Here is a 22,813-nt window from a genome sequence, read left to right on the forward strand (position 1 = left end):
TCCGGTGGGACCCGGCTCAGGCGCCGCGCCGCCTGCGGGCGGCGAACACCGCGGCCGTGCCGGCCGCGATCAGCACCGCCGCGCCGCCCAGCAGGGGGACCAGCGCGGAACCGGTGGTCGCCAGCCGCTCCCCGGGGGCGGAGGCGTCGAGGGCCGTCGGCCCGTCCGGCTCCGCGGGCGAGGCGGGCTCCTCGGGCGCGTCCGGCTCCCCGGGCGCGTCCGGCTCCTCGGGGTTCCGGGGCTCCTCAGGCTCCTCCGGGACCCCGGGCCCGCCCGGGGTCCCGGGCTCACCCGGCCCGCCCGGCTCCCGCGGGCCCTCGGGTGCGGGTCCGCAGTCGAACACCGGCGTGCCGGCCCACGGATAGTTGTGGGTCTCGTTGCCCGAACCGCGCAGCGTCACATCCCCGCCCAGGTACAGGCGGCCGTTGGTGCTCGCCGTGATGTCGGCCCCGGCCCGCGGCGCGAGGATCGAGCCCAGGAAGTTGCCGCCGCCGGAGAGCGTGATCGAGGGCGTGTCGGTGAAGTTGTACAGGATGCGGGACGCGGCCTCGCCGAAGTACGGCGAGGTGTAGAGGTCGGCCTGCTCCCCCCGGTACCCGACGGCCAGCGGGGAGATCGCGACGCCGTCCGCGCCGGTCACGTTGACCAGGATCGAGGAGTCCGCGGGGATGGACGCGTCGAAGAGGAACGTCGAGGCGCCGTCGATGTCGCCCGCGGAGATCTCGAAGACCTGGAGAGAATCCCCGCCGGTGCTCGTGAAGGTCACCGTGGAGCCCGACCGCTCGGCCGTGCCGGTCGTCTCCCGCGCCGCCAGCGCCGCCGACTCCTCGGCGATCGTCCCCGCGAAGCCGTGGAACGGTTCCAGTGCGGACCGCGCCCCCGCGTCGGTCCGCAGGTCGCCGCCGCGGGACACGGGCACCCCGCCTCCGCGGAGGAGCGGCTGGCTGACACCGGCACGAACCTCACCGGATGGTTCCTCGCGGCACTGGGTGCCCTGGTCACCGGTGCGGCGGTGGTGTTCGTCCGGCGGCGCACGGCCCGGGGCTGACGCCGGGCCGGGGCCGCTGCGGGCCCCGCCGGAGCCGGGGTTACAGTGAAAACCCCGGGCCCGCTCACCCGGTGCGACCTTCCCCCCACCCCCTGGAGCAGCCGGTGCGGTCACCGCAGCGCACGATCCCCTCCCTGTCCCTCCTGCTGGGCCTGACCCTCGCCCTCACCTCCTGTGCCAACGGAACCGACGACGGGTCCGCCGCCGAACCGGCCGCCGGACCCGCCGCCGCGAACGCCGCGAACACGGGATTCACCGAGCCGGAGGACCCCTACGCGGTCACGGACCCCGAGCTCAGCGAACGCCTCCACCTGCCGCTCTACGACTACATGCTCGACGAGTACGAGCAGTGGACCGTGCGCCGGGCCCAGGACGCCCTGGCCGTGGAGTGCCTGACCGGCCTGGGCTACGACGTGTCGGCGGCCCCGTACGGGACCGCCGACGTGCAGCTCGCCCACTTCGGCCCGCGCCACGAGTACCGCCGTTACGGGGTGGCCCGCGTGGACCTGGCCGAGGAGTACGGGTTCGAGGTGCCGGAGGAGGAGCCCGGAGACCCCTACCTCTACGGCGAGGGCGTGGACGAGGAGGCGGTGTTCGCGGCCCTGCACGGCTTCCCAGCCGTCGACTCCACCCCCTCCGGCGAACCGGTGCCCGAGGGCGGCTGCAACCACCAGGCCAACCTGCGGCTGAACCCCGACTCCCCGCCGCCGGACGAGGAGGGCATGTGGGTGACCCCGGAGGGTGGGGCCGAGCCCGACCTGCCCGGCGTCCACCCCCTGGCCCTGAACCTGACCATCGACTCCTACTCCGCCGGGGAGCAGGACCCGGAGGTGGTGGCCGCCGCCGGGGCCTGGAAGGAGTGCATGGACCTGGCCGCGGACGCGGCCGGCCCAGTGGGCGCCTCCGAGGCCACGGGCGACGCCGTGCGCACCGCGCGGTGCCTGGACTCCTCCGGGTTCCTCGACGCGTTCGTCGCCGCGGAGACCCGGGCCCAGGAGCCCATGATCGAGGAGCACCGCGAGGCGCTGGAGGAACGGCGCGACCGGCTGGCCGAGGAGTTGGCGGCCGCCCGGGAGGCCCTGGGCTGGTAGGACCCGCGGCCCCATGGCCCCACGGCCCCGGCCGGCCCGGCCGGGGCCGCGGTTCCTCAGACCGCGGGGGAGGGTGCGGGCCCCGGCTCCGCGGGGGTCAGCGGGGGACCCGTCCGCCGGGTGGTCCACCACACCACCGCCGTGAGCGCGACGAGCATGGCGCAGGGCACCAGCATGAGCGCCGACCCGGCCCCCACCGACCGGTCGAACCCGGACTCCAGGTCCGCCCGGGCGAAGAGGACGAGCAGGAACGCGATCGTGTTGTTCACCGCGTGGACGACGACCGCGACCTCCAGGCCGCCGGTGCGCCAGGTGACCAGGGCCAGGGTCGCGCCGAACGTGAAGTAGTAGAGGTTGAGCCACGGGTCGGCCGCGAAGTGCACCGACATGAACGCCAGGCTCGACACCAGGACGCCGACGACCAGCGCCGTGCGCGGCCCGCGGCCCCAGCCCGCGGCGATCCGGAAGACCAGCCCGCGGAACCCGTACTCCTCGCCGGCCGCCTGCAACGGCACCAGCAGCAGGGTGGAGGCGAACATGACGATCAGGTCGGCCCGCGTCCACACCCCCTCCTCGTACGGCATGAGCAGGAAGAAGACGACCATGTAGACGGTCCAGACCGGACCGATGACCGCCAGCGCCCGGCCGAACAGCCGCGGCCGGAAGTGCGACAGCACCGAGTGCAGCGAGGCCCCCCTCACCTTGTACAGCCACCGCTGGATGAGCATGCTCCAGGGGATGAGCAGTGCGAGCGCCAGCAGGTTCGCGGCGTTGAACAGCGGGGTGAACGCGATCTCGCCGGCCATCGGGTCGGACCGGCCGGTCAGGGTGTCGACGAAGATGGCGCCGAAACCGAGCAGGGCGCTGAACAGGAGCATGCCGCCGATCAGCAGCACGATCGCGAGGACGCCCCGCCAGATACGGCGCTTCTCCCCGGACAGGACACGGTGGTACTCCACCCCCGGCGGGACCGGCCGCGGCCCGCGGTGGCGCGGTGCGGGCGGCGGCGGGCCCCAGGCCGGGGCGGTGCCCGGCACCGGGGCGGGCTCGGCGGGCGGAACGGTGCGGGGGTGCTCGTCGGGGTTCATGCTTCGAACCTAGTGAAGGGGCGGGGCCGTCCGGCAGATGCGGCCGTCACCGGTTCCCGCTGACATTCACACGCCCGCGCCGATGACGAATGTCATCGGCGCGCGGTCACCAGCGGTCCCAGTGCAGGACCTGCTCGCGGGGGACGCGGCGGGCCGGCCTGAAGTCGGTGCCGATGGTGTAGGCCAGCGGGAGGAAGGCGGCGAGCATCACCTCCCGGTGGGGGACACCGAGCGCCGCGGCCATCTCCCGTTCCAGCGGGGCCTGCGCGGTGGTCCACGTGGTGCCGAGCCCCCGGGCCCGGGCGGCGAGCATGAAGCTCCACACGGAGGGCAGGATCGACCCCCAGGTCCCCGCCTGCACGGCCACCGAGGCGCCGTCGGTGCGGCCCTCCACCGCGGGGACGACGAAGGCGGGCACCCGGTGGATGTTGTCGGCCAGGTGGCGCAGGCCCTCGAAGACGCGCTCGGTGGACCCGGTGTGGTGGTTCATCCGCCGGACGTCGCGTTCGGTCAGGGGGTGCGCGGTCGTCAGGGGGAGTGCGCGCAGGAAGAGGTCGGCCATGGCCCGCCGCTGTTCGGGTTCGGTGACGACCAGGAAGTGCCAGCGTTGGCGGTTGCGGCCGGTCGGCGCCTGGACGGCCAGGTCGACGCACTCCTCGATCAGCCTCCGGGGTACCGGCCGGGAGAAGTCGAGGCGCTTGCGGACGGCACGGGTGGTGGAGAGGAGTGCGTCCGGGGTGAGGTCCAGGGTCATGGTGGTCTTCCTTCGGGAGGAGCCGTCAGGGGCCGGGGGACGGACGCGGATCCGTTCGCCGGGGTGCGCGGTCCACCGATCATCTGCCAACAGATCATCTGCTGTCAAACGATCTTCTCCCAGATGGAATTGGTAGGGTGGGGCGGCACGGAGCGAGAGGGCACATGGAGACGACGAACGACCCGCACGGCAGGCCGGACTACTTCCCGAGGCTGGCGGCCGAGCGCCCGGACATCGCGCTGTGCCGCGCCTCGGCGGCCGTGGCCCGGGCGGCCGACGCCCACGGCCGGGAGCAGGGGCTGGGGACCGGTCCGCACCTGGTGCTGAGGATGCTCGCCGACGTCGGCCCCTGCTCCCAGCAGGCCCTCAGCGAGGAACTGCGCATCGACCGCAGCGTCATGGTCGGCGTCTGCGACGAGCTCCAGCGCGAGGGACTCGTCCGGCGCGAACGCAACCCCCGCGACCGGCGCTCCTACGCCGTCACCATCACCGACCGCGGCCGGGACCGCCTCACCACCGCCGAGCGCGCGGTCCCGGACTTCCTCGACGGGGTGTTCCACCCCCTGACCGCCGCGGAGCGCGGGACCCTCCAGGCCCTCCTGGTCAAACTCCTCGGGGTCGGGGACACCTGAACCGTCGAACGGGGGCGGCGCCGACCGCGACGGTGCGGCGCCGACGTTAGGCGATCGCTGGTAGCTCCACTCCGCCGAGGACGCCTCCGGCGTGCGTGTCGCGAACAGAGGTCTTGCCAACCAGGGGTGACCCGGGCCACACTGATGTCACCCCGTGCCGCATAAAGGACATTTTCGCGGCACGGCGTGTCGTTCCACTATCGAGAGGTCCCCCATGAACCAGCCGCAGGCCGCGGCGGGTCGCGACGCGCTCCACGCCGTCGCGACCCGCAAGGCCGTGATGTACCTGCTCCCGCTCCTGTGCCTCGCCTACTTCATGGCGTTCGTCGACCGCACGAACGTCGGCCTGGCCAAGTCCCAGCTGGAGGCGGACGTCGGCATCGGGGCCGCCGCGTACGGCCTGGGCGCGGGCATCTTCTTCCTCAGCTACGCGTTCCTGGAGGTGCCGAGCAACCTGATCATGCACCGGGTGGGCCCCCGCGCCTGGATCACCCGGATCGCGATCACCTGGGGCGCGCTCACCGCGGCCATGGCGCTGGTCCAGGGGGAGGTGAGCTTCTACGTCATCCGGTTCCTGCTGGGCGCAGCCGAGGCGGGCCTGTTCCCGGCGCTGATGTACATCATCACGGTGTGGTTCGCCCAGCGGCACCGCGCCACCATGGTCGGCCTGCTCTACATGGCCGTCTGCCTGGGGCTCGCGCTCGGCGGACCGCTCGGCGGCGCGCTCATGGAGATGGCGGGCACCGGCGGGCTGCGCGGCTGGCAGTGGATGTTCCTCATCGAGGGCGGCTTCACGGTCCTCGTCGGCCTCGCCGTCTTCAAGTGGCTGCCGGACAAGCCCTCGGACGCCCGGTGGCTGACCCCGCAGGAGGCGGCCGTGCTCGAAGAGCAGGCCACCGTCCCCAGCGCCCCGGCCCACACCACGCTGCGCGGCAACGCCCGGGTCGCCTTCGGCCGGCCGTTCATCCTGGCCCTGGCGATCGTCTACTTCGCCAACCAGATCGCCTCGGTCGCCATCCAGTACAACTTCCCGTCGATCGTCGAGAGCGTCGACATCACCCGGCCGTTCCTGGTGGGGCTGGTCTCGGGGAGCGTCGGCATCGGCGCCCTGCTCGGTGTCATCGTCATCCCGGCGATCCAGCGCCGGGTGCGCAACGAGGTGCTGGTCATCACCTGGTGCTCGATCGGCACCGCGGCGACGGCGGTCGCCTACGTCCTGGTCACGGCGCCCGTGGCGCGCATCCTGCTGATCGACCTGGCGATGTTCTTCCTCATCGGCATCCTGCCGATCTACTGGTCGGTCGCCCAGGGGCGGATGCAGGGCCTCATGGCCGCCGCCGGGCTCGCGTTCATCAACACCATCGGCCTGCTCGGCGGGTTCGTCGGGCCCTACCTCTACGGCTGGGTCGAGGGCGCCTCCGGGGCCGGCATGTCCGCGTGGATCGTCCTGGTCGGCTCCTCGATCCTGGGCGTGGCGCTCATCCCGCTGCTGCACCGGACCGTCCGGGCCGAGGACCGCGCGGCGCAGAGCCGCCTCAAGACCGAGGAGGTCGGCGAGGCCGAGAAGACCGGGCCGACCGTGGAGAACGGGATATGAGGGCGCGCGGGATCACCGGCGCGCTCGCCGTAGCCCTCACCCTCGCCCTCACCCCGGCCGTGCCCGCGGCTGCGGGCCAGGGCGGCGGGCACGGCGGGCACGGCAACGGCCACGGACCCTCCGCGGTGCTGCGCCGGACCACGCTCGGCCCGGTCGTCGGCGTCGACGAGCGCCGGGACCGCGGCACCTACTCCTGGCTCGGGATCCCCTACGCCGAACCGCCCGTGGGGGAGGCGCGGTGGAAGCCGCCGGTCACCCACGCGCGGTGGCGCACACCGCTCCAGGCCGACGCGTACGGTCAGGGCTGCATCCAGCCGGGCCGGTTCTTCAGCCCGTCCCCGAACGGACCGCACTACGACCTCGACGTCCGCGACGGCCTCGGGCAGCCGGTGGGCGAGGAGGACTGCCTGACCCTCAACGTCCATCGGCCCTCGACGGCCGAGCAGAACCTGCCGGTCGTCGTCTTCATCCACGGCGGCAGCAACGTCGTCGGCTACTCGGCCGACCCGATGTACGACGGCCGCACCCTCGCCGCCGAGGCCGAGGCCGTCGTGGTGACGGTCAACTACCGCCTCGGCCTGTTCGGCTGGCTCGACCTGCCCCGGGGCGATTCCGGCGACCCGGTGGCCGACTCGGGCAACTTCGGCACGCTCGACCAGATCGAGGCGCTGCGGTTCGTCCGGGCCAACGCCCGGGCCTTCGGCGGCGACCCGAACAACGTGACCGTCATGGGCGAGTCCGCCGGAGCGGTGAACGTGTGGGCCCTGATGGTCTCGCCGCTCGCCCGCGGCCTCTACCACAAGGCGATCCCGCTGAGCGGCGGCCTCAGCACCACCGCCCCCGGGGACGCCCGCACCTACGCCGAGGACCTCGCCTCGGCGGCCGCGCGGGACGCCGGGCTCGACGGTGTCGAAGCCGGTGTGCCGCTCCTGGAGCGGATGTCCGACGACGACCTCGTCCGGCTGGCACTGCGGCACGGGCTCGACGGGACACCCGCGGTCATCGCCGACGGGACCGTCATCCCCGGCGACCCGTACGCCGCCCTCGGGGACGGGGCGAACCGCGACGTCCCGGTCCTGGCCGGCAACACCCTGGAGGAGGGCAAGCTCTTCGGGTCCCTCGTCGGGGCGCACCCGCAGAGCGACCGCGACCGGTTCACGATGCAGTACGAGTTCGACCCCGACCGGCCGGGCCCCTGGGGCGTCGAGGACTTCATCGCCGAGCAGTACCTGCCCGTCGACGGCCCCGGAGGCTGGAACGAGACGGCCGCGGTGCTGACCGACCTGGTGTTCATGGGGATCGCCGAGGACTCGATGGACACGTTGCAGGAGAGCGGCAACCGCAGGCTCTTCTACTACCAGTTCGCGTGGGCCAACCAGCCCGCGCCGTTCGACGAGGTCTACGGGGCGGTGCACGCCCTGGACCTGCCGTTCGTCTTCGGCAACTTCGAGCGGAACGTCTTCTCGTACGCGTTCGGCCGGGCCAACCGCCCCGGCCGGCTGGAGCTGTCCGACCAGATGATCGGCGCGGTCCGGCAGTTCGTGCGGACCGGCAGCCCGCAGACCGGGCGGCTGCCCGTCCGGTGGGAGCAGTGGCCGAACAGCGTCGTGTTCGACGCCGACGACCACCGCGCGCGGATCACCACGGGGAGCTTCTCCTGACGCACGGCGGCGCCGGGGGTGCGGGCACGGGCCCGCCCGCACCCCCGGCACGGTCCCACCCGGTGTCTTCCTACACTGTGTCACCGGGGGACCGGACGAGGATAGAGAGGTGGCGGTAGTGTCCGAACGAGCACGCGACGCCAACGAGTCCAAGTACCGCATCGCGGAGACGGCCATGGAGCTCTTCCTCCGGGACGGGTACGAGGCGGTGACCGTCGAAGCGGTCGCCGAGGCGTCCCGTGTCTCGCGGCGCACCGTGTTCCGGCACTTCGGGGGCAAGGACGAACTGCCCTTCCCCGACCACTCCGCACGCCTCGCGCAGCTCGAACGGCGGCTGAACTCCGCGGATCCGGACGAGGACCCGGTCGAGGCCGTCATCGCCGGTACCGGGGAGTCCCTCCAGGACTTCCTGCGCCGGCCCCAGCTCGTCCTGGCCCGCTACCAGCTGACCCGTGTGGTCCCGGAGCTGCGCGACCGGGAGATCGTGGAGCACGAGCGGTACGTCGCCCTGACCTCGGCCTTCCTGCACGACCACCTGCCGCCGGGCACACTCCGGTTCCAGAGCATGGGCCTGGCCGCCCTGATCGACGCGATGCACCGCGCGGCGCTCGGCAACTGGGCCCGCAGCGGGGGCGCCACCGACGCGATGGCCGAGCTCGACGCCGGCATGAAGTGGGTGCGCAAGCTGACCACGGAGGCGCTGATCGGCCCCGGACGGCAGATGCTGCTGGCCGTCCTGCCGGACACACCGGAGGCGCGCCGCTCGCTCATCTCGCTGCGCGACCGCGCGACCGAGCTGGGCTGACCGAACGGCCGAGCGGGCCGGGTCGGCCGAACCGGGCCGACGGGGCCGCGCCTCAGGCCGTCACGAGCCGCAGCGCGAGCCCCGCGTTGAACTCGCCGAGCTGCTCGGGCGACTCCGGCCCCTCGGGCCGGTACCAGCGCACCAGGTCGATGGCGAGGGAGATCAGCGCGCGCGAGACCCGCCGCATGTCCACGTCCGCCCGGAACGCGCCGGAGTCGACGCCGGACGCGACGGCCACCCGGAAGACCTCGTTGGTGGCCTGCCGGATCCGCAGCACCTCGGCGTAGTGCTCCGGGGCGAGCGCGCCCAGGTCGTACTGGCACACGCGCGCCACCACGTGGTGGCGCGCGTGGAACCGGGTGTAGCGGGACACGATCTCGGCGAGCCGCTCGCCGGGGTCGGCCAGCGCCTCGACGTCGGGGCCGGTGAGGATCGAGCGGGCGTGCTCGTGGCCCAGGCGCACGACCTCGTAGAGCGCGAGCTCCTTGGACGGGAAGTGCACGTAGAGCGCCGCCGGGCTGAGCCCGGCGCCGGCCGCGATGTGGCGCGTCGTCGTGCCGTGGAACCCGTTGGCGGCGAAGCACGCCGCCGCCGACAGCAGCAGGCGGCGCGGGACCTCGCCGTAGCGTTCGGAACCGGGCAGGTCGTCGGCCTGGAGCCGACCCGGGCCGGTGCCGTCGGCCGCCCGGGCCGACGGCGCGGCGCCCTGGTCGAGCTGGGACACGTCGGGCCTCCTGGACTGGGGTACTGCGCGGTCTGCCACGACTTTACAAGGGGTCGTACGAGGGGTGTCCGGTCAGGGACGCGGAGCGTTCCCGTCCTCCCGGACGCGGGCCCGCAGCGCCGCCTTCGAGGCCTTGCCGGTCGCCGTCCTGGGGATCGCGTCCAGGAAGGCGAACCGCTCGGGGATCCACCAGGAGGCGACCCGGGTCGCCAGGTGCCGCCGCAGCTCGGCCTCGTCGGGCGCCCCGCCGGGGACGGGGACGACGTAGGCGAAGGGGCGCTCGCCCCAGCGCTCGTCCTCGACGCCGACGACCGCGGCCTCCTGGACCAGCGGGTGGTCCGCCAGCGCGCTCTCCAGCGCGACCGAGGAGATCCACTCGCCGCCGGACTTGATCATGTCCTTGGTCCGGTCGACGATGCGCAGCACACCGTGCCCGTCGAGGGTGGCGACGTCGCCCGTGCGGAGCCAGCCGTCCGCGGTGAACGAGTCCGCCCCCGAGGAGGCGCCGAAGTAGCCGCTCGCGATGGTCGGCCCGGCCACCTGCAACTCCCCGGAGGCGACCCCGTCGTGGGGCACGGGCCGCCCGTCCTCGCCGACGACGCGCACGTCGACCAGAGGGACGGTCGGGCCGGGCAGGCCCAGCAGGGACCGGCGCTCGTCGGCGGGCAGGTCGTCGTGCGCCGAGGGAACGCGCCCGGAGGCGACGAGCGGGCTGCACTCCGTCATGCCCCACGACCCCGTGATCGGAAGGCCCGCGCCCTCCTCCCACGCCCGCGACAGGGACTCCGGCAGGGCGCTGCCGCCGCTGACGACCATGCGCAGGGACGACAGGTCGCGGGCGGCGAGCAGCGGTTCGAGGCCGAGCCAGATCGCGGGGACGCCGGCGGTGAAGGTGACGCGGTGCCGCTCCATGCGGTCGGCGGTCGCCTCCGGCCGCATCGCGGGCCCGGGCAGCACGAGCGCGGCGCCGGACATCAGCGCCGCGTACGGCAGACCCCACGCGTTCACGTGGAACATCGGCACGATCGGCATGACGACGTCGCGCTCGCGGATGCCGAAGGTGTCGGCGCCCAGCAGCAGGAGGGCGTGCAGGACGATCGACCGGTGGCTGTACAGCACGCCCTTGGGCCTGCCCGTCGTGCCGGAGGTGTAGCAAAGGCTCGCCGCCGCGTTCTCGTCCGTGACGGCGTGGGCCGACACCCCCTCCCCGGGGACCCGGCCGAGCAGCTCCTCGTAGTCGAGCACCCGCGGGTCCTCGGGCACCGGGACCGGCGCCCCGTCGTCCATCACGACGATCCAGCGGACACCCGGCGCGGACGCGACGGCGTCCCACACCGCGGTGACCAGCGACCGGTCGACGAACACGACGTCGTCCGCGGCGTCGGACAGGATGTACGCGAGGTCCGCGGCGAACAGCCGGTGGTTCACGGTGTGCAGCACACGTCCGGTACTCGGCACCCCGAGGTACAGCTCGACGTGCCGCTGGGTGTTCCAGGCGAAGCTGGCGACCCGGGCGCCGACGGACACCCCGAGCGTGTCGAGGGCGGCGCCCAGGCGCCGGGCGCGCGCGATCACCCCGCCCCAGGAGGCGGTCGTCTCGCCGTCGACGGTGCCGGTGGTGACGGTCTTGTGGGCGAACATCCGCTCGGCGCGGCGCATGAGGCCGCCGATCTCCAGCGGGTGGTCCTGCATGAGGCCCTGCATGGTTCCTCCCCGGGTCATGCGACGGTCTGGCCGCCGTCGACGTACAGCGTCTGTCCGGTGATGTAGGACGCCTCGTCGCTGGCGAGGAACGCGGCGGCCGCGGCGATGTCCGCCGGTCCGCCGACCCGGCCGATCGGGTTGGAGCTCGCGACGCCCTCGCGGAACTCCTCCACGGTCAGGCCCAGCCGCGCGGCCGTGGCGTCGGTCATCTCGGTGGCGATGAACCCCGGCGCGATGGCGTTGACGTTGACCCCGAACGGGCCGAGCTCGATGGCGAGGGTGCGGGTGAGCCCCTGCACGCCCATCTTGGCGGCGGCGTAGTTCGCCTGCCCCCGGTTGCCGAGCGCGGAGATGCTGGAGAGGTTGACGACCTTGCCGTGGCGCTGGGCCACGAAGTGGGCCTGGGCGGCCCGGGTCATCAGGAACGCCCCCTTGAGGTGCACGTCCATGACCTGGTCCCAGTCGTCCTCGGACATCTTGAACAGCAGGTTGTCGCGGGTGATGCCCGCGTTGTTCATCAGGACGTGGATTCCGCCGAGCTCGTCCACCGTGCGGGCGACCGCCTTGTCGACGTCGGGCGAGGACGCCACGTCGGCCCCGATGCCGATCGCCCGGGCGCCTTCGGTCAGGGGCAGGCTCCCGGCCGCCTCGGCCGCGGCGGACTCGTCCAGGTCGATGACGGCGACCGACGCCCCCTCGGCGGCGAACCGTTCCGCGGCCGACAGGCCGATGCCGCGTGCGGCACCGGTGATCGCGACGACGCGTCCTTCGAAACGTCCCATGGGTGTTCTTCCTTCGTGGGTGGGTGCCGGGCGGTGGCCCTGCGGCGGACTGTGGTGGCCGGTGGTGGACTGTGGCGGCCGGTGGTTCAGACGCGTTCGAGGATCAGTGCCATACCCTGGCCGCCGCCGACGCACATCGTGATGAGACCGGTGGATTTGTCGTGCCGGTCGAGGCTGTTGAGCATCGTGTTCTGTAGGCGCGCACCCGTCATGCCGAACGGGTGGCCGACGGCGATCGACCCGCCGTTGACGTTGAGGCGGTCGAGGTCGATGCCCAGGTCCCGGTACGAGGGGACGACCTGAGCGGCGAAGGCCTCGTTGATCTCGACGAGGTCGATGTCGCCGATCGCCATCCGGGCGTTCGCCAGCGCCCGGCGGGTGGCCTCGACGGGGCCCAGGCCCATGATCTCGGGGGAGAGGCCCGAGACGCCGGTGGCGACGATCCTGGCCAGGGGGGTGATCCCGAGCTCGGCCGCCCGCGTGTCGGACATGACGACCACGGCGGCGGCGCCGTCGTTGAGCGGGCAGCAGTTCCCGGCGGTGACCGTGCCGTCCTCCCGGAACACCGGCCGCAGCGCGGCGACCGCGTCGTAGGTGACCCCGGCGCGCGGACCGTCGTCGGCCGCGACCACGGTGCCGTCGGGCGCCGTGACCGGGGTGATCTCGCGGGCCCAGAAGCCGTCCGCGACCGCCTTCTCGGCGAGGTTCTGGCTGCGGACGGCGAACTCGTCCATCTCCCGCCGGGAGACGCCGCGCAGGGTCGCGACGTTCTCGGCGGTCTGGCCCATGGAGATGTAGACGTCGGGCAGCAGGCCGTCCTCGCGCGGGTCGTGCCAGCGGGTGTTCCCCTCCGCGATCCCGTCGGTGCGGGCCGCGGCGGCGTCGAAGAGCCCGTTGCGGGTGCCGGGCAGCTCGTCGGAGGTTCCCCGGCCGGCCCGGGAGACGGTCTCGACGCCGGCCGAGACGAACACGTCGCCCTCGCCGGCCCGGATGGCGTGGAACGCCATCCGGGTGGTCTGTAGCGACGACGCGCAGTAGCGGGTGACCGTGGTGCCGGGGACGGTGTCCATGCCGTTGAGGGTGTTGACGACCTTGGCCATGTTGTAGCCGGACTCGCCGCCGGGCATCCCGCACCCGAGGTGGACGTCGTCGACCTCGCGGGGGTCGAGCGCGGGCACCTTCGCCAGTGCGCTCCGCACGGCGAAGGCCGCGAGGTCGTCGGGGCGGAAGTCCTTCAGCGAGCCCTTCCCGGCACGTCCGATGGGTGTGCGGGCGGCTGCGACGATGACGGCCTCGGCCATGGGATCCTCCCTGACTAAGCGCTTGCTTAGCTAGACTGTGCCAGAAGCACCCCCTCCGTGTCCACCGCTCCCCGGACGGCCCGAGGGCCCCGGGAGTGACGCTTGACACATGACGAACGCGGAGGTGACTATGCGCTTAGTCACCCATCGGGAAGGGGCCGCAATGGCGCAGGGACGCTCGACGGACCGGGAACTTTCGGTCGTACTGGACGGCTACTCCTTTCTGGAGTGCCCGCGATGGCGGGACGGCCGCCTGTGGGTCTCGGACTTCTACACCGGACAGGTCGTGGCGACCGATGGCCGCGGCGGCGCGGAGGTCGTGGCCGAGGTGCCCGAACAGCCCTCCGGCCTGGGCTTCCTCCCCGACGGGCGCGCGCTCATCGTCTCCATGCGCGACCGCCGCATCCTGGTGCGCGCCGACTCCGGAGAGCTGAGCGGGCACGCCGACCTGTCCGGGATCGCGGCGGGCGTCCTCAACGACATGGTCGTCGACGAGGTCGGCCGGGCCTACGTGGGCGACTTCGGCTTCGACCTCATGGGCGGCGAGCCGCTGCGCTACACCGCGCTCAACCGCGTCGACCCGGACGGCACCGTCACCACCGTGGCCGAGGACCTGGGGTTCCCCAACGGCATGGTGATCCTGCCCCGGGGCGTGCTCCTGGTCGCCGAGACGTTCGCCGCGCGGATCACCGCCTTCGACATCGACTCGGGAGGCGGGCTGCACAACCGGCGCGTGTGGGCGCAGTTCGGAGAGATCCCGCGGACCACGGATGTCGAGGAGGCGGTCGGGCTGCTCCAGGTCGCGCCCGACGGCATCTGCGCCGACGCCGAGGGGGCGGTCTGGATCGCCGACGCCCTGCACGAGCGGGTGATCCGGGTCCGCGAGGGCGGCGAGGTCGTCGACGAGATCCACACCGGGACCGGGGTCTACGCCTGCATGCTCGGCGGCGGGGACGGCCGCACCCTGTTCCTGTGCACGGCACCCTCGTTCGCCGAGCACGAACGCCGCGCTGCCCGCGAGGCCCGGCTGCTGGCGGTCCGCGTCGACGTCCCCCACGGCGGCCTGCCGTAGCGGTCCCGCCGCGGGTGGTCCCCCGCCGGGTGGGTCCGGGCGGGCGCGCCGGGAATCCCCGTCCGGACGCGCCCGCCCGTGCGGGTCAGGGCTTGCGGGCGATGCCGCCGTACTGGGCGACCTCCCGGACGGTGCCCACCTGGGCCTCCTCGGGGCGCCAGAACGGGACGGAGACCACGCCGGGCTCCAGCAGCTCCAGGCCGTCGAAGAAGGCGGCGATCTCGTCCGGGGTGCGCAGGTGGATGGGCTGGGCCGCGTTCGCGTTCCAGGCCTTGGCGGCCTCCACGATCGGCTCGCTGGTGTCGGTGCTGTCGCACAGGGCCAGGAAGCTGCCCGACGGGAGGGCGTCCACGTAGGCGCGGGCGATGGCGTAGGTGCGCTCGTCGGCGGGGAAGTGGCCGAGCGTGCCCATGATGACCAGCCCGATCGGCTGCGTGAAGTCCAGGAGCTCCCGGGCCTGGGAGAGCAGCGCCTCCGGGTCGGTCAGGTCGGCGTCGATGTAGTCGGTGGCGCCCTCGGGGGTGCTGGTCAGCAGCGCCCGGGCGTGCGCGAGCACCAGGGGGTCGTTGTCGACGTAGACGATCCTGGACTCGGGGGCGACCGACTGGGCGACCTCGTGGGTGTTGTTGGCGGTGGGCAGGCCGGTGCCGATGTCCAGGAACTGCCGGATGCCCTCCTCCCTGGCCAGGTGGGTGACCGAGCGGACGATGAACCGGCGGTCGGCGCGCATGAGCTCGACGATCTCGGGGAAGGCCTGTTCGACCTGCTCGCCCAGGGCGCGGTCGACCGGGTAGTGGTCCTTGCCGCCCAGCCAGTAGTTCATCACTCGCGCGGAGTGGGGGACGGTCGTGTCCAGGGGGACACGCGGGGTGTTCGTCATGAGCGGCCTTCCGGTTCGCCTGATGATCCAGGGAGCACCGGTCATTCTGCTCTTCGGTGCACCCTCTCCGCAATCGAGAACCCCCTGCGCACAAGGGTTCTCCCGCACAGATGTCTCAGAGAGTGATGACCATGGTGCGCAGGTCGGTCATGTCGCGGAGCTGGGCGAGCCCGCCGACCCGCCCCCAACCGGTCCTGGTACCGGCGGCGCCGCCGAAGGGCTGGGCGCCCTCGAAGTAGTCGGTCGACTCGTTGACCACCACCGAGCCGGCGCGCAGGCCCTCGCCGTACCGGAAGGCCCGCGACAGCGACGTGGTGAAGACCGCGGCCTGGAGGCCGAGTTCGGAGGCGTTGGCGAGCCGCAGGATCTCCTCGTCGCCGGCGCCGGTGAGGATCGGCAGCACCGGACCGAAGCTCTCCTCCCGGGCGACCAGCATGTCGGGGGTGACACCGTCGAGCAGCGTGTAGGAGTAGTACAGGTCGGTCGGGAAGCCCCGGGCCCGCCCGCCGCCGAGCACCACCCGGCCGCCCCTGGCCACCGCGTCGGCCAGGTGGCGGTCCATCTTGGCGGCGGTCGGCTCGTTGTTCAGCGGACCGAGGGTGACCTTCTCGTCGAACGGGTCACCGAGCCGCACGGCCGCGGCCGCCTCGACGCACGCGGCCACGAAGTCGTCGTGGACCGACGCGTCGACGATCACCCGCTCGGAGGCGCAGCAGACCTGGCCGGCGTTCCAGTAGGCGCCGAAGGTCGCCGCCGCGGCCGCCTTCTCCAGGTCGGCGTCCGCGCACACCACCAGCGGCCCGTTGCCGGACATCTCCATGATCGACCGCTTCAGGCCCATGGTGGAGACGATCTTCTCGCCGGTCGCCGACGACCCCACGAAGCCGACCGCGTCGATGCCGCGGTGGCGCACCAGCGTTCCCCCGACGGCGCCGCCGCCCGGCAGGATCGAGACCAGGCCCTCGGGCACTCCGGCCTCGGTGAGGATCCCGCCGAGCCGCAGGCACACCAGCGGCGTCTCGACCGGGGGCTTGGACACGATCGCGTTGCCGGTCGCCAGCGCCGGACCGAGGAACTCGACCATGATCATCAGCGGGAAGTTCCACGGTGTGATGCCCGCCCACACACCGACCGGGGAGCGGAAGGTGATCATCCGCTTGTCGCGGTCGGTGCTCGGGATGGTCTCGCCGTAGAGCCTCTTGGCGTCCTCGGCCGCGTCCTCGAAGATCGCCGCGGAGTCCTCGACGTCGTCGCGGGCCTCATGGATCGGTTTGCCCTGTTCGAGGGTGGTCAGCCGGGCCAGCTCCTCGCGGTCGGCCCGGATGCCGTCGGCGATCCGGTGGCACAGCGCGGCCCGCTCGTGGGTGCTCCAGCGGGAGTAGTCGTCGTACGCCCTGCGCGCCGCCGCCACGGCGCGGTCGATCTGGGCGCCGCTCGGCTGGGCCGGGTCGGCGAGGTGCTCGCCGGTCACCGGGCTGGTCACCGGCACGACGTCGCCCTCACCGGCCACGTACCTCCCGGCGAGGTAGAGCTCGGCCGCCGCCTTCGCTCGCGGGGGTGGGGCCGGAGCGTCGGCACGTGTCACGCGGTCATCGTGATCCATGGACAGCATGATGGGCCGCGGAACGCGCAAATAACAAGGGATTCAGAGGCGCTGATCAGGCCTCGTTCCTGGTTTCGTCTCGGAGTCATCCCGGGGGAACGGATTCCGCTGTCCTTGTGCTTCGGAGAATTTCCTCCGGGGAAATCCGGGAGGGTGTGTCGGATCGGGGCGGGGCCGTTCGTTGCGGTGGTGAGTGGCCGCACCGAATCGCGCTGCGGACATCGACCGAGGAGCAGACCATGACCGCTACGTACACTTTCGACGTCTTCTCCACCCTCGACGGCTTCGGCTCCTACAACGCCGACGGCGACTGGGGCGGGTACTGGGGCAAGCAGGGCCCCGAGTTCCTGGACCGCCGCCTCGCCCAGTACCGCGAGGACCTGCGCCTGGTCCTGGGGGCGAACACCTTCCGGGAGTTCATGGGATACCTGGCCCCGATCACCCGGGAGACCGACGCGGCCGACCCCGTGAACACCCGGATGAAGTACCTGCCGACGACGGTGGTGTCCAACACCGTCGAAGGCCCCCTCGACTGGCCGGACGCCACGGTCGAGCGCGGCGACGCCGTCGACGTCGTCGCCCGGCTCAAGGAGGAGTCCGCGGTGCCGCTGCGCTCGCACGGCAGCCTGTCGATGAACCGGGCGCTGATGGCCGCCGGCCTGGTCGACCGCGTCCAGGTGACGATCTTCCCGGTGATCAGCGGCCGGACCGGGAGCCGCCCGGTCTTCCAGGGCGCCGCCGACTTCGACCTCGAACTGCTCGAACACCGGACCTTCGACGGCGGCGTCCAGGAGCTCGTCTACCGGCCCACCCTGCACGCCGGAGGCTGAACCGGACCCGGTCGGCGCAGAGCCCGGTCAACGCAGAGCCCGGTCAACGCAGGGCTCAGCCGGCGAGCCGGTCGCGGCGCCGGGTGAGGTGCGCGACCTCCGCGGTGTTGCCGGCCAGCCCGATCGCCCGGTCGTACGCCGCACGGGCGTCGGCCGGGCGGCCCAGCCGCTCCAGCAGGTCGGCGCGGGTGGCGTGGAAGGCGTGGTAGTCGTCCAGCGCCCCGCCGAGCCGGTCGACGGCCCCGAGACCGGCCTCGGGGCCGTCGAGCTCGGCGATCGCGACCGCCCGGTTCAGCGCGACGATCGGGCTCGGGTCTATGGCCGCCAGTTGGTCGTAGAGGGCGACGACCTGCGACCAGTCGGTGTCGCGCGCGTCGGGCGCCGACGTGTGCACCGCGCTGATCGCGGCGAGGATCTGGTAGCGGCCGGGCGCGGCGCCGCCCCGGTCGACCGCGGCCAGCCGCTCGCGGACCAGGGCGAGGCCCTCGGCGATCAGCGCCCGGTCCCACAGATCCCGGTCCTGCTCGTCCAGCCGCACCAGCTCACCCGAGGACACACGCGCCGGGGCGCGCGCCTCGGCGAGCAGCATCAGGGCGAGCAGACCGGCCGCCTCGCCGTCGTGCGGCAGCAGCGTGCGGACCAGGCGGGTCAGGCGGATCGCCTCGGCGGTGAGCTCACGGCGGATCGGCTCCGACTCCTCGCCCGAGGCGAGGTAGCCCTCGTTGAAGACGAGGTAGAGCACGGCCAGCACCCCGGCCACCCGGTCGGCCAGATCTTCGGCGCCCGGCACCCGGAAGGGGATCCGCGCGGCCCTGATCCGCTCCTTCGCCCGGGTGATGCGCCGACCCATCGCGGCCTCCCGCACCAGGAAGGCGCGGGCGATCTCGGCGACCGTGAGACCGCCGACCATGCGCAGGGTCAGCGCCACCCGGGCCTCGGTCCCGAGTACGGGGTGGCAGCAGATGAAGAACAGCCGCAGGCGGTCGTCCTCGACCGCGCCGACCGGATCGGCCGGGCCGTCGTCGTGGAACACGAGCGCCTCCCTGTGCTTCGACGCACGCCGCGCCTCCCGCCGGAGCCGGTCGATCGCCCTGCGGTTCGCCGTCGTGGTGATCCACGCGCCGGGCCCGGGCGGCACACCGTCGCGCGGCCACCGCTCGGCGGCGGTCGCGAAAGCCTCCGCGGCCATCTCCTCCGCCAGGTCGAGATCGCCGAACCTGCGCGCGAGCGAGGCCACCACCCGCGCCCACTCCTCGCGGTGGACGAGGGCGAGGACCTCCCCGACGCCCGCGAAGCCGGTCATCCGCCGTGCGCGGGACGGATCTCGACCGGGCGTCGGCACGCGCGCGACGCCTCGGCCGCGAGTGCGCGCGCCTCGTCGAGGTCCGCGGCCTCGATGATCCAGAGCCCGGCGATGTACTCCTTCGTCTCCAGGTACGGGCCGTCGGTGAAGACCGGCGCGGACCCCCGCCCGTCGACCACGGTGGCGGCCGACGCCTCCGCCAGGCCGTCGGCGAAGACGAAGTTCCCCTCGTCCCGCAGCCTGTCGGTGAAGGCGCCGGTGGCCTCCAGCTGGGCGGCGTTCTCCTCCGCCGAGTCGTAGGTGCCGAACTCGCCGTACTCGCTCGGTCCCCACACCATCAGTGCGTATTGCGCCATCTGCTCTGTCTCCCACGTGGAGGCACCCTGGAAACGCCGAAAGGCCAGAACCGGGGTTCTGGCCTTTCGGGAAACGCGTGGGCGATACAGGATTCGAACCTGTGACCTCTACCGTGTCAAGGTAGCGCTCTAACCAACTGAGCTAACCGCCCTCATGGGAAATGAGGTGCATGGAGGCGGAGACGGGAATCGAACCCGTGTGCAGGGATTTGCAGTCCCTTGCCTCAACCACTCGGCCACTCCGCCTGGAAACTACATGGGGGAATCGCCTTGTGGACACCCATGCGGGCCTCTCCGAGCGGACGACGGGATTCGAACCCGCGACCCTCACCTTGGCAAGGTGATGCTCTACCAGCTGAGCCACGTCCGCTTGTGCTCCGGGACCGGGTCCCGGGGCCGACCCCACTCTGCCACCTCGCGGTGGCGGAGTTGAATCGTTGGAGCGGACGACGGGATTCGAACCCGCGACCCTCACCTTGGCAAGGTGATGCTCTACCAGCTGAGCCACGTCCGCACGGCGAGTTCCGCGGGCCTCCCGTTGTGTCCGGGCCGCCCCCTCGCTGCGTTAAGAACTCTAGCGGATTCCGCGCCGAGCGCGAAATCGGCGGTCCGGGGCGTGCCCGAGACCCCCTGCCGGGGCAGGGCCGGCGGGCGGCCCGCCTCGGCGGCGGGGGAGGTCACTTCTCGACGTGCGCCGGGGTGGAGGGCATGTCGGGCCGGGGCGGTGCGGAGAGGTACTGGCCGACCCTCTCGATCACCTTGTTCATCTCGTAGGCGATCAGGCCCACGTCGCTGTCGGAGTCGGACATGAGGGCCATGCAGGCCCCCTCGCCGGCCGCGGCGACGAAGAGGAAGGCCCGGTCCATCTCGATGATGCTCTGGCGGATGTTGCCGGCGGTGAACTGTTTGCTGGCGCCTCCGGCGAGGCTGTGCAGACCGGAGGCGATCGCCGACAGGTGTTCGGCGGCCGGCCGGTCCAGGCCACTGGAGGTCGCCATGAGGAGACCGTCGGTGGACAGAACGATGGCGTGCTGCGTTCCGGAGGCCCGGGTGAGGAGGTCGTCCAGCAGCCAGCTGAGTTCTCCGCGGGCGGTGCTCGGTGGGGTCATGTCTCTCTTTGCTCTGTCGGGTCGGAGCGGTCAGGGGACCTGCGGGGCCCGTGCGCCGCGGGACGGTCGTCAGAGGGGGAGAGCACGACCGGTCACCGCCGGGTCCCGCATAAGCGTTGCCCAGATGATAGCCATTCGTAACTTATCTTTTCGGCCCCCCGTGCGTCAGGGGACCGGGCCGCCTTTTTGCGGGGTGCGTCTGACCAGTCACGATGCGATGATGAACGGACCTTGAGAACCGGACCACGGCCGGTGCCGGTCATGACCCTTGCCAAGCCCGACGGGCTGACGGTACGCACCCGGGCGGCGCCGCCTCTCCTGAGGTGGGAGGATCGTGCCGCGGCCCGGGTCGAGCCGGGCACCCGAGAAGCGTGGGGGTTGGGACAATGAGGGTGTGGATCGCCGGGGCCGGGTACGGCCGTGGCACCGTCGTCGACGCGGCCGAGGCGCGGATCCCGGTGGCCGACCACGGCATCACCGTGGGCGACGGTGTCTTCGAGACGGTGCGGGCCCGGCAGGGCCGCCCGTTCGCGCTCACCCGCCACCTGCGCCGCCTGGCGCGTTCCGCCGAGGGTCTGGGCATGGAGACGCCCGATCTGGAGCTGGTGGCCGCGGGGGTGGAACAGGCGGTGGCCGCCAACCCCGAGCTGACCGACGCCCGGGTGCGCATCACGGTCACGGACGGCGCCGGCCCGCTGGGCTCGGACCGGTCCGCGGGCGAGCAGACCATGATCGTGGCGCTGGGCCCCTTCCCGCCGATCCCCCCGCACACCGACGTCGCGCTGGCCCCCTGGCCGCGCAACGAGTTCGGCGCCCTGGCGGGGCTCAAGACGACCTCCTACGCCGACAACGTGCGGGCCCTGGCCTTCGCCAAGGCCCGGGGGGCGAGCGAGGCGATCTTCCGCAACATCTCGGGGAACCTGTGCGAGGGCACCGGCAGCAACATCTTCGTGGTGCTGGACGGCCGCCTGGTCACCCCGCCGCTGTCCGCGGGCCCGCTGGCGGGCATCACCCGCGAGCTGGTCCTGGAGTGGTACGGGGGCGAGGAGGAGGACGTGCCGATGGAGCGCCTGCCGGAGGTCACCGAGGCGTTCCTGACCTCCACGGGCCGCGACGTGCAGCCCATCCTCAACATCGACGACCTGGAGGTGTCCCAGGCCCCCGGCCCGGTCACCCTGGAGGCGATGAAGGTGTTCGCGGAGCGCTCGGCGGCCGACCTGGACCCGTGACGGTCCTCGAAAGCACGGCTTGAACGCACGGCTCGAACGCACACGACTGCACGACGAGAGGGGACGGCGCCCGGCGCCGTCCCCTCTCGTTTGTGACCGTGCGACCCCGCGGCCCGCGGGCCGTCAGGCCGTCAGGAGGCCAGGTGCTGCTGGATCTCCTCGTCGAGGTCCACGAACTGGGCCTCCTGCCCGGCCGGGACGATCTCGTAGGTCCGGTGGAGGAACTCGGCCAGCGGCGACACCTGGGTGTCGAACTCGGCCTGGCCGAAGGGGGAGGAGAGCGCGATGCAGACGTTGCGCTCGCCGTGCTCGTCCTTGGAGGGCCACACGCGCACGTCGCCCTCGCCGACCGGGCGGACGATGCCGACGGTCAGGAGCTCACGGGCGAAGATCCACTCGACGGGGTCGTCCTCGCCGGTGTGGAAGGCCACGCGGATCGCGTACGGGTCCTCGGCGCTGTAGTCGAGCCGGGCGACCAGGGGAACCGCGGTGCGCTCGGGAACCACGAGCCGAAGGCCCAGCTCGGCGGTGGCAGTGGTGTCGCTACTGTTCATGTTCGCCAAACCTTTTCTCGTCCGGCCCTCGCCTGCGGCGGTGCGGGTCGGTGCCGTCTCACTCGCTCCAACGGGGTCGCTCGCGGACTATGACGTGAGTACGGGGACTTTCTTCGATCGGACCGGAGGTCTTGCCGCCCGCCCTGCGGGTACGGCGCGCCGCTCGGCGGCTCTGCGATCCTTCGTCACTGTAATGACCAGGAGAAACCAAAGATTTCCCAATGTCGGGTGGCCCGCGTCACGAAGGCTGCGCTATGCGGGGTCGTGCCGGGTGCCTGCCGGGCCGGGAACTCCTTCTAACTGTGGGGATGCACGCCCGACGGGTGACTCTGCCATGAACCCGACGGTAGCGTAATGTGACCTCGGTCACATACAGGTTCCGGAGGCTCGCACGCGGGTGGAGCGAACACCCTCCGGGATGCGCTAGAGTTTTCCTTGTCCGAACGACAGGGCGGACACCGAAACAGCGGGTCACCGCGGTTCTCGGGCGATTAGCTCAGTTGGTTAGAGCGCATCGTTCACACCGATGAGGTCACAGGTTCGAGTCCTGTATCGCCCACTTCACTCCGGAACGATCCTGCTCGGGGGCCTTCGGCCGCCTCGCAGGGTCGTTCCGTCGTATTTGCCGGGGGTTGACCCCCGAACCCCCACCCGAAACACCCGAGGGGCGGAACGCACAGCGTTCCGCCC

General features: G+C 72.5%; 21 protein-coding genes and 5 tRNA genes. 9 read left to right on the top strand and 17 right to left on the bottom strand.

What is annotated here, in order from left to right:
• Positions 1–16: 16 nt before the first annotated feature.
• Positions 17–919 carry a choice-of-anchor A family protein gene (locus tag ACJOT3_RS17710; RefSeq protein WP_406973947.1) on the bottom strand — a complete coding sequence of 301 codons (903 nt, stop codon included), beginning with the start codon at positions 917–919 and terminating at the stop codon, positions 17–19.
• 200 nt (positions 920–1,119) lie between these two features.
• Here ACJOT3_RS17710 and ACJOT3_RS17715 point away from each other — a divergent pair, with 200 nt between their 5' ends.
• Positions 1,120–2,139 (top strand): hypothetical protein, encoded by a 1,020-nt coding sequence (locus ACJOT3_RS17715; protein WP_406973948.1) that lies wholly within the window; start codon positions 1,120–1,122, stop codon positions 2,137–2,139.
• Between the two features lie 56 nt (positions 2,140–2,195).
• Here ACJOT3_RS17715 and ACJOT3_RS17720 read toward each other — a convergent pair whose 3' ends face one another.
• Together ACJOT3_RS17720 and ACJOT3_RS17725 are read right to left on the bottom strand one after the other, a co-directional pair.
• Complete coding sequence (locus ACJOT3_RS17720) at positions 2,196–3,227, bottom strand: CPBP family intramembrane glutamic endopeptidase (protein ID WP_406973949.1); 1,032 nt, start codon at positions 3,225–3,227, stop codon at positions 2,196–2,198.
• Between the two features lie 106 nt (positions 3,228–3,333).
• Complete coding sequence (locus ACJOT3_RS17725; protein ID WP_406973950.1) at positions 3,334–3,981, bottom strand: nitroreductase family protein; 648 nt, start codon at positions 3,979–3,981, stop codon at positions 3,334–3,336.
• Between the two features lie 164 nt (positions 3,982–4,145).
• Between ACJOT3_RS17725 and ACJOT3_RS17730 the strand changes: the two genes are divergently transcribed.
• The 4 genes from ACJOT3_RS17730 (at position 4,146) to ACJOT3_RS17745 (ending at position 8,676) form a co-directional block, all read left to right on the top strand.
• The gene (locus ACJOT3_RS17730) at positions 4,146–4,613 is read left to right on the top strand and encodes a MarR family winged helix-turn-helix transcriptional regulator (RefSeq protein WP_406973951.1); all 468 of its coding nucleotides are present in this window, start codon (positions 4,146–4,148) and stop codon (positions 4,611–4,613) included.
• 214 nt (positions 4,614–4,827) lie between these two features.
• Positions 4,828–6,210 carry an MFS transporter gene (locus tag ACJOT3_RS17735; RefSeq protein WP_406973952.1) on the top strand — a complete coding sequence of 461 codons (1,383 nt, stop codon included), beginning with the start codon at positions 4,828–4,830 and terminating at the stop codon, positions 6,208–6,210.
• Positions 6,207–7,871 carry a carboxylesterase/lipase family protein gene (locus tag ACJOT3_RS17740; protein WP_406973953.1) on the top strand — a complete coding sequence of 555 codons (1,665 nt, stop codon included), beginning with the start codon at positions 6,207–6,209 and terminating at the stop codon, positions 7,869–7,871. Before ACJOT3_RS17735 ends, ACJOT3_RS17740 begins: the two co-directional genes overlap by 4 nt.
• Positions 7,872–7,989: 118 nt before the next feature.
• A complete protein-coding gene (locus ACJOT3_RS17745) occupies positions 7,990–8,676 on the top strand; it encodes a TetR/AcrR family transcriptional regulator (protein ID WP_406973954.1) in 687 nt (228 codons plus the stop codon).
• 52 nt (positions 8,677–8,728) lie between these two features.
• Here the strand turns inward: ACJOT3_RS17745 and ACJOT3_RS17750 are convergent, their stop codons facing one another.
• From ACJOT3_RS17750 to ACJOT3_RS17765, 4 genes are all read right to left on the bottom strand, one after another.
• Positions 8,729–9,400: a TetR/AcrR family transcriptional regulator gene (locus tag ACJOT3_RS17750; protein ID WP_406973955.1), complete on the bottom strand. Its 672-nt coding sequence runs from the start codon at positions 9,398–9,400 to the stop codon at positions 8,729–8,731.
• Between the two features lie 72 nt (positions 9,401–9,472).
• Positions 9,473–11,104, bottom strand: a complete 1,632-nt coding sequence (locus ACJOT3_RS17755) for a long-chain fatty acid--CoA ligase (protein ID WP_406973956.1) — start codon at positions 11,102–11,104, stop codon at positions 9,473–9,475.
• Positions 11,105–11,118: 14 nt separating this feature from the next.
• A complete protein-coding gene (locus tag ACJOT3_RS17760) occupies positions 11,119–11,886 on the bottom strand; it encodes an SDR family NAD(P)-dependent oxidoreductase (protein WP_406973957.1) in 768 nt (255 codons plus the stop codon).
• Positions 11,887–11,972: 86 nt separating this feature from the next.
• Complete coding sequence (locus tag ACJOT3_RS17765; protein WP_406973958.1) at positions 11,973–13,187, bottom strand: acetyl-CoA C-acetyltransferase; 1,215 nt, start codon at positions 13,185–13,187, stop codon at positions 11,973–11,975.
• A 163-nt stretch (positions 13,188–13,350) separates the two neighbouring features.
• Between ACJOT3_RS17765 and ACJOT3_RS17770 the strand changes: the two genes are divergently transcribed.
• On the top strand, positions 13,351–14,259 hold the full coding sequence (locus ACJOT3_RS17770; protein WP_406973959.1) for an SMP-30/gluconolactonase/LRE family protein: 909 nt from the start codon (positions 13,351–13,353) through the stop codon (positions 14,257–14,259).
• Positions 14,260–14,344: 85 nt separating this feature from the next.
• Here the strand turns inward: ACJOT3_RS17770 and ACJOT3_RS17775 are convergent, their stop codons facing one another.
• Both ACJOT3_RS17775 and ACJOT3_RS17780 read right to left on the bottom strand, forming a co-directional pair.
• Complete coding sequence (locus ACJOT3_RS17775) at positions 14,345–15,139, bottom strand: SAM-dependent methyltransferase (RefSeq protein WP_406973960.1); 795 nt, start codon at positions 15,137–15,139, stop codon at positions 14,345–14,347.
• A 115-nt stretch (positions 15,140–15,254) separates the two neighbouring features.
• On the bottom strand, positions 15,255–16,724 hold the full coding sequence (locus ACJOT3_RS17780) for an aldehyde dehydrogenase family protein (RefSeq protein ID WP_406973961.1): 1,470 nt from the start codon (positions 16,722–16,724) through the stop codon (positions 15,255–15,257).
• A 257-nt stretch (positions 16,725–16,981) separates the two neighbouring features.
• Here ACJOT3_RS17780 and ACJOT3_RS17785 point away from each other — a divergent pair, with 257 nt between their 5' ends.
• On the top strand, positions 16,982–17,572 hold the full coding sequence (locus ACJOT3_RS17785) for a dihydrofolate reductase family protein (RefSeq protein WP_406973962.1): 591 nt from the start codon (positions 16,982–16,984) through the stop codon (positions 17,570–17,572).
• Between the two features lie 55 nt (positions 17,573–17,627).
• Here the strand turns inward: ACJOT3_RS17785 and ACJOT3_RS17790 are convergent, their stop codons facing one another.
• The 7 genes from ACJOT3_RS17790 to ACJOT3_RS17820 form a co-directional block, all read right to left on the bottom strand.
• The gene (locus ACJOT3_RS17790) at positions 17,628–18,875 is read right to left on the bottom strand and encodes an RNA polymerase sigma factor (protein ID WP_406973963.1); all 1,248 of its coding nucleotides are present in this window, start codon (positions 18,873–18,875) and stop codon (positions 17,628–17,630) included.
• Entirely contained in the window at positions 18,872–19,231 is a 360-nt protein-coding gene (locus tag ACJOT3_RS17795) for a YciI family protein (RefSeq protein WP_406973964.1), read from the bottom strand. Before ACJOT3_RS17795 ends, ACJOT3_RS17790 begins: the two co-directional genes overlap by 4 nt.
• 78 nt (positions 19,232–19,309) lie before the next feature.
• Positions 19,310–19,383: transfer RNA gene (locus ACJOT3_RS17800), tRNA-Val, on the bottom strand.
• A gap of 19 nt (positions 19,384–19,402) precedes the next feature.
• Positions 19,403–19,477: transfer RNA gene (locus tag ACJOT3_RS17805), tRNA-Cys, on the bottom strand.
• A 51-nt stretch (positions 19,478–19,528) separates the two neighbouring features.
• Positions 19,529–19,601 (bottom strand) — tRNA-Gly (locus tag ACJOT3_RS17810).
• A 68-nt stretch (positions 19,602–19,669) separates the two neighbouring features.
• Positions 19,670–19,745 (bottom strand) — tRNA-Gly (locus tag ACJOT3_RS17815).
• Positions 19,746–19,908: 163 nt separating this feature from the next.
• The gene (locus ACJOT3_RS17820) at positions 19,909–20,340 is read right to left on the bottom strand and encodes a roadblock/LC7 domain-containing protein (RefSeq protein ID WP_406973965.1); all 432 of its coding nucleotides are present in this window, start codon (positions 20,338–20,340) and stop codon (positions 19,909–19,911) included.
• 386 nt (positions 20,341–20,726) lie between these two features.
• Between ACJOT3_RS17820 and ACJOT3_RS17825 the strand changes: the two genes are divergently transcribed.
• Complete coding sequence (locus tag ACJOT3_RS17825; RefSeq protein WP_406973966.1) at positions 20,727–21,569, top strand: aminotransferase class IV; 843 nt, start codon at positions 20,727–20,729, stop codon at positions 21,567–21,569.
• A 131-nt stretch (positions 21,570–21,700) separates the two neighbouring features.
• Here the strand turns inward: ACJOT3_RS17825 and ACJOT3_RS17830 are convergent, their stop codons facing one another.
• On the bottom strand, positions 21,701–22,123 hold the full coding sequence (locus ACJOT3_RS17830) for an SsgA family sporulation/cell division regulator (protein WP_406973967.1): 423 nt from the start codon (positions 22,121–22,123) through the stop codon (positions 21,701–21,703).
• 485 nt (positions 22,124–22,608) lie between these two features.
• Between ACJOT3_RS17830 and ACJOT3_RS17835 the strand changes: the two genes are divergently transcribed.
• Positions 22,609–22,682: transfer RNA gene (locus ACJOT3_RS17835), tRNA-Val, on the top strand.
• Positions 22,683–22,813: the final 131 nt, after the last annotated feature.

This window comes from Nocardiopsis protaetiae, assembly GCF_045446735.1.
In the GTDB taxonomy this organism is placed as follows: domain Bacteria; phylum Actinomycetota; class Actinomycetes; order Streptosporangiales; family Streptosporangiaceae; genus Nocardiopsis; species Nocardiopsis protaetiae.